Source organism: Leucobacter sp. M11 (assembly GCF_035726885.1).
Classification (GTDB): domain Bacteria; phylum Actinomycetota; class Actinomycetes; order Actinomycetales; family Microbacteriaceae; genus JAPFRB01.
In genome coordinates this window covers 228,201-233,486 of sequence record NZ_JAPFRB010000003.1, presented here as the reverse complement: position 1 = coordinate 233,486, position 5,286 = coordinate 228,201, and the positions used below count along the sequence as shown (strand labels likewise).

The following is a 5,286-nucleotide window of genomic DNA, read 5'->3' as shown; positions in this document are numbered from 1 at the left end:
TGCTGGTCAATGATCGGGCCGAGCAACCGGCCCCGGATCGCGAGATTCGCGTACTCGATGGGCTGGCCCGCGGCGGCGGCCAGGCCCTCGGCAACGCGGTCGGCCCAGCCGCGGACGGCCCCGCCCGGCAGGTCGTCGCCGACCCCCTCGGTGAAGCTGTCCCCGAGCGCGGCGAAGCGGATCCGTGGCGGCTCGCCGCCGACCGGTCCGGCGCTGATCGTCTCGTCTGTCACCCTGTTAGCCTACGTCCGAGACGGGAAAACCGGCAGAGGCGCTGGCGAAAACGAGGAAACGGGGCGGGTATGCGGGCACACCGGATCGGGCTCATCCCCGGGGACGGCATCGGCCCCGCGATCACCGCGGCGGCGGTCACGGTGCTCGACGCGGCGGTTCAGGATCGGGCACGGCTCGACTGGCACCGCATCGACGGGGCGCTGACACCTTCCGGCGCACCGGCAGCGCCCTCTCCCCCGCCGACCTCGCGCGTATCCGCGGCGAATTCGCCGCGACGCTGAAGGGGCCGGTCGGGCTACCTGAGGTGCGCCACCCCGACGGCACCGAGGCCGGGGTCCTCGGCGGCATCCTGCGCACCGGGCTCGACGCCTACGCAAATGTCCGCCCCGTCGCGACGACCCCGGGCATCCCCGGCGCCCTCGCGGGCTCGCCCAGGATTGACTACGTCATCGTGCGGGAGAACACCGAGGGGCTCTACGCCTCGCGCGGTCGGGGCGTGGGCAACGAGCACGCGCACGTCGACCAGCTCCTCGTCACCCGGGCGGGCACGGAGCGGATCGTCCGCCGCGCCTTCGAGATCGCGGTGGGCCGCTCGGGTGCGCCCGCGGACGGCGTGCGCCGCGTGACCTGCGTGGACAAGGCCAATGTGCTGCCGAGCCTCGCCTTCTTCCGCCGCGTCTTCAACGAGGTGGCCGCCGAGTTCCGGCTCAGCCACCCGGACATCGTCGCCGAGCACCGCTACGTCGACGCCTGCGCGGCAGAGCTCATCACGAACCCGGGACGCTACGACGTGCTCGTGACCGAGAACCTGCTCGGCGATATCCTCTCCGACATTGGCGCGGCCACGGTCGGCGGGCTCGGCACCTGCCCGAGCGGCAATCTCGGCGACGGCGCCGCCTACTTCGAGCCGGTGCACGGCTCCGCCCCCGACCTTGCCGCGTCGGCGGCGGGACCCGACGCGGCGAACCCCAGCGCACAGATCCGCTCCGGCGCGATGCTCCTCGACCACCTCGGGGAACGGGCGGCAGCCGACCGCGTCCGGGCCGCGGTCGACGCGGTCGCCGCCGAGCTGATCGGCCACGGCGAGGGGTTCTCCTGCGCGGCCTTCGCGGGGCGGGCCGCGGAGCACCTCCGGGCCGGGTGAGGGGGCTCTGGCGCGGAGCCACCCCGCCGCACTTGCGAACCCGGGCGTGTTTCGCATAGAGTTGATCTTTGGCTGAACGGAATCCCTCGTTCAGATCGTACGCGTTCCTCGCCCCACCCCGGTGGCGGCGGAAATCGCGTGCCGACAAGAGATCTTGGGTAGGGCACTCGTCCTACGGTACTCAGGAGGAAACATCATGGCAGCAGTGTGCCAGGTGACCGGCGCCGTTCCCGGCTTCGGTCACAACATTTCGCACTCGCACCGTCGCACCAAGCGTCGGTTCGACCCGAACATCCAGAAGAAGACGTACTTCGTCCCGTCGCTCAAGCGCAACGTGACGCTGACGCTCTCGGTCAAGGGCATCAAGGTTATTGACGCTCGTGGCATCGAGGCAGTGGTCGCAGACCTGAAGAAGCGTGGGGTGAAGATCTAATGGCGAAGCAGCAGGACGTCCGTCCGATCATCAAGCTGAAGTCGACGGCAGGCACCGGGTTCACCTACGTGACCCGCAAGAACCGTCGCAACAACCCCGACCGTCTCGTGCTCAAGAAGTACGACCCGGTCGTCCGCAAGCACGTCGAATTCCGAGAGGAGCGCTAAACCATGGCCAAGAAGAGCATGATCGCCAAGAACAAGCAGCGTCAGGTCATCGTCGCGCGCTACGCCGAGAAGCGTGCCGAGCTGAAGAAGGCCCTCGTGGACCCGAACGGCACCGACGAGAGCCGCGAGGCCGCTCGCGTGGGCCTGCAGAAGCTGCCCCGCAACGCGTCGCCGGTGCGCGTGCGCAGCCGCGACGTCATCGACGGTCGCCCCCGAGGCATGCTGTCGAAGTACGGCATCTCGCGTGTCCGCTTCCGTGACATGGCCCACCGCGGCGAGCTGCCCGGTATCACCAAGTCGAGCTGGTAAGCAGCATCCGGCCCCTCGCGGGCTGAGATGACCCGAAGCGCGGGCGTCGATCCAATGGATCGGCGCCCGCGCTTCTGCGTTCCCGGGCTGGCCTAACCGAGCCCGGCGAGCGGATCCGCGGCGGCCTCCCGGATGGCGGACAGGCAGGCCCGCACCCCGGGGCGCAGCTCCGCGCCCCGCCGGGTCACGGCGTACACCGTCCGGTGCAAGTCCTCGGGCAGCCCGCGGGCGGCCAGCAGCGGCACGCCAGCCCCCTCGGCGAGGTGCACCGGCAGGAAGGCGGCCGCCAGTCCCGTCTCGACGAGGCGGCGGTGGACGTGCAGCTCGGGCGACTCGAAGCGAACCGTGGCCTCGAAGCCGAGCCCCCGGCAGACCGTCCTGGCCCACTGGAAGGCCTCGCTCGTTCGCGGCTCGGTCACCCAGGGCATCGCGGCCAGATCCTCGACGCTCACCTCGTGACCGGTGCCCGCGGGCGGATAGAGCCGGATGGCCTCCCGGGCGATGAGCGTGCGCACCAGGCCTCGGCCCGGGCGGAGCGGAAACCCCGGGTACTCATCGGCGAGCATCAGGTCCGCCCGCCGGGCGGCGAGCTCGTCCATTGCGGCCTCGGGGTCCAGCTGCACGAACTCGACCACGAGGGCGGGGTGCTGCTCCCTGAGGCGGGTAATGACCCGCGGCAGCAGGCCGGAGGCGAAGGTGCTGAACCCGGCGACGCGAATGGCCCCGCCCAACCCGTCTCGGCCGGTGAGGAGGGTGGCCTCGGCGGCCTCCAGCTCCTCCAGGACCCGCTCGGTGTGCTGGACGAGCTCGACCGCGATCGGGGTGAGTTGCACCCCGCGGCCGGCGGGCTCCAGGAGGGCGACCCCGATCTCCTGTTCGAGGCGGCTGAGCTGTTGGGAGACCGTCGGCGTGCTGAGCCCGAGGGACCGGGCCGCGGCCGTGATGCTGCCGGTCAGCGCGACCTCGCGCAGCAGAGACAGGCGCCGAACGTCGAGCATGCTGGCCCGCCCTTCCCGTGACACTTCGCTTTTTCCACACTATATCGTTCGGTGCGGGGGTCTGTTGTGGAACAGTCCGGGGCCGGTAGCGTTGCAGGACAGCCACACGAAGGAGTGCAACGATGCCACAGCTGGGAGACATGAGTGGGGAGCGTCGCGAACGCGTCGCCCGGGTGCAAGCGCGAATGCGCGGGCAGGATCTCGATGCCCTGCTGGTCTCGGACCCGGCCAACATCTTCTACCTGAGCGGCTACAACGCTTGGTCGTTCTACACGCCCCAGGTCCTCTTCGTCCCGGCGGACGGGGCGCCGCTGATCGTGATGCGCGAGATGGACGCGAACGGCGCCCATCGCACCGCGGATCTTTCGGGCGACGCGGTGCTGGGCTACCCGGAGACGCTCGTGCACCGGCCCGACGCTCACCCCTTCGACTGGATTGCCGCCGAGCTGCGAGACCGCGGCTTCGTGACGCCCGGGACCCGGCGGATCGGGTACGAGGGCGATGCGCACTTCTTCCCGGTCCGCGGGTTCCTCGCCCTGACCCGGGCCTGGCCGCACGTGGATTTCGTGGAGAGCCGGGAACTCGTGAACTGGGTCCGGCTCGTGAAGTCAGACACCGAGATCGAGCTCATGCGCCGCGCGGGGGCCGTGGCCAGTCACGCCATGCTGGCGGGCATCGCCGCGATCGAGGCGGGTGCCCCCCAGCACGAATTGGCCGCCGTCATTCAGGCCGCGCAGGCCCGCGGCGTGCCCGGCGCGGGCGGCGACTACCCCGCAATCGTGCCGATGTTCCCGACCGGCGCGGGGGCCGACACCCCGCACCTGACCTGGACCTCCGCCCCGCTCGTTGCGGGTGAGGCCGTGGCCATCGAACTCGCCGGGGTGCACCAGCGCTATCACGCACCGCTCGCCCGCACCGTGACGCTCGGACCCGCCTCCGCCGACCTGGACCGCGTCGCCGGGGTGACGGTCGACGGCCTGCACGCCGCGCTCGACGCCATTCGACCCGGCGTCACGCCCGCGGACGTGGTGGGAGCCTGGGACTGGGTGCTCGCCGCCAACGGCCTGGAAAAGCGCTCCCGGCTCGGCTATTCCATCGGGGTGGGCTACCCGCCGGACTGGGGCGAGCGGACCGTGAGCCTCCGCGCGGACGACCACACCGAGCTGCGGGAGAACATGACCTTCCACGTGATCGCCGGCATGTGGATGACCGGCTACGGCTTCGAGACCTCCGAGTCGGTCCGGGTGACCGCGAGCGGGGTCGAGCTGCTCACCGACGTGCCGCGGGAACTCATCGTGCGGAGCGGGCGATGACCGGCCTGGCCGCGCGACTCGCGCGCCGCAGCGACACCCTGCCCGGGTCGATCATCGACTCGTCCACCGCGCTGCTCGCGAAGCAGGAACACGACATCGTCCGCTTCGCGATGGGCGCGCCCAACGCCGACCTCATCCCCCAGGACGCCTTCGACGCCTGCTTCCAAGCCCCGGGCGCGGGCCGCTACGACTACGGGGCAACCGAGGGCGAGTCCCGGCTGATCGAGCAGGTGCTCGCCATCGCCGAGCGTTCGGGCGAGCCCAGCACCGCCGAGCGCATCCTCATCACCACCGGCGGGATGCAGGGCCTCGACCTCGCCTTCAAGATGCTGGTGACCCCCGGCGACCTCGTCATCGTCGAGGGACCGACGTACACCAACGGGAACAGCACCGCGCTCAGCTACGGGGCTGAGCTCCTCGAGGCCCCCACCGACGAACACGGCCTCGTCGTGGAGGCGCTCCCCGAGCTGGTGCGCCGTGCGGGCCGCACCCCCGCCGCGATCTACGTGATCCCGAACTTCCAAAACCCCACCGGGACGACCCTGAGCGCGGAACGCCGCAGGCACCTCCTGGAGCTCGCCGAGCAGTGGGACTGCGCGATCATCGACGACGACCCCTACGGCCTGCTGCGCTTCTCGGGTGACCACGAACCCTCGTTCGGGGAGCTCTCCCCCGCAAACCCGCGCGT

At 71.0% G+C, this 5,286-nt stretch carries 8 protein-coding genes; 6 read left to right on the top strand and 2 right to left on the bottom strand.

The window, feature by feature from the left end:
* A partial coding sequence (locus OOT08_RS09380) for an SGNH/GDSL hydrolase family protein (RefSeq protein WP_325092384.1) occupies positions 1-233 on the bottom strand: 233 nt, incomplete at its 3' end.
* 41 nt (positions 234-274) lie between these two features.
* Between OOT08_RS09380 and OOT08_RS09375 the strand changes: the two genes are divergently transcribed.
* The 4 genes from OOT08_RS09375 to rpsN all read left to right on the top strand — a co-directional run bounded on the left by OOT08_RS09375 (position 275) and on the right by rpsN (position 2,287).
* Positions 275-1,378 carry an isocitrate/isopropylmalate family dehydrogenase gene (locus OOT08_RS09375; protein ID WP_325092899.1) on the top strand — a complete coding sequence of 368 codons (1,104 nt, stop codon included), beginning with the start codon at positions 275-277 and terminating at the stop codon, positions 1,376-1,378.
* A 196-nt stretch (positions 1,379-1,574) separates the two neighbouring features.
* Positions 1,575-1,811: a 50S ribosomal protein L28 gene (gene rpmB / locus OOT08_RS09370; protein WP_325092383.1), complete on the top strand. Its 237-nt coding sequence runs from the start codon at positions 1,575-1,577 to the stop codon at positions 1,809-1,811.
* Positions 1,811-1,978: a 50S ribosomal protein L33 gene (gene rpmG, locus OOT08_RS09365; protein WP_188045137.1), complete on the top strand. Its 168-nt coding sequence runs from the start codon at positions 1,811-1,813 to the stop codon at positions 1,976-1,978. Before rpmB ends, rpmG begins: the two co-directional genes overlap by 1 nt.
* Before the next feature lie 3 nt (positions 1,979-1,981).
* Positions 1,982-2,287: a 30S ribosomal protein S14 gene (rpsN, locus tag OOT08_RS09360; RefSeq protein WP_325092382.1), complete on the top strand. Its 306-nt coding sequence runs from the start codon at positions 1,982-1,984 to the stop codon at positions 2,285-2,287.
* Positions 2,288-2,379: 92 nt separating this feature from the next.
* On the opposite strand, the gene OOT08_RS09355 is transcribed toward rpsN, so the two are convergent.
* A complete protein-coding gene (locus tag OOT08_RS09355) occupies positions 2,380-3,285 on the bottom strand; it encodes a LysR family transcriptional regulator (RefSeq protein WP_325092381.1) in 906 nt (301 codons plus the stop codon).
* Between the two features lie 122 nt (positions 3,286-3,407).
* Between OOT08_RS09355 and OOT08_RS09350 the strand changes: the two genes are divergently transcribed.
* The gene (locus OOT08_RS09350) at positions 3,408-4,598 is read left to right on the top strand and encodes a M24 family metallopeptidase (RefSeq protein ID WP_325092380.1); all 1,191 of its coding nucleotides are present in this window, start codon (positions 3,408-3,410) and stop codon (positions 4,596-4,598) included.
* Positions 4,595-5,286 (top strand): PLP-dependent aminotransferase family protein (locus OOT08_RS09345; RefSeq protein WP_325092379.1); only part of this gene is annotated, 692 nt, incomplete at its 3' end. The genes OOT08_RS09350 and OOT08_RS09345, both read left to right, overlap by 4 nt.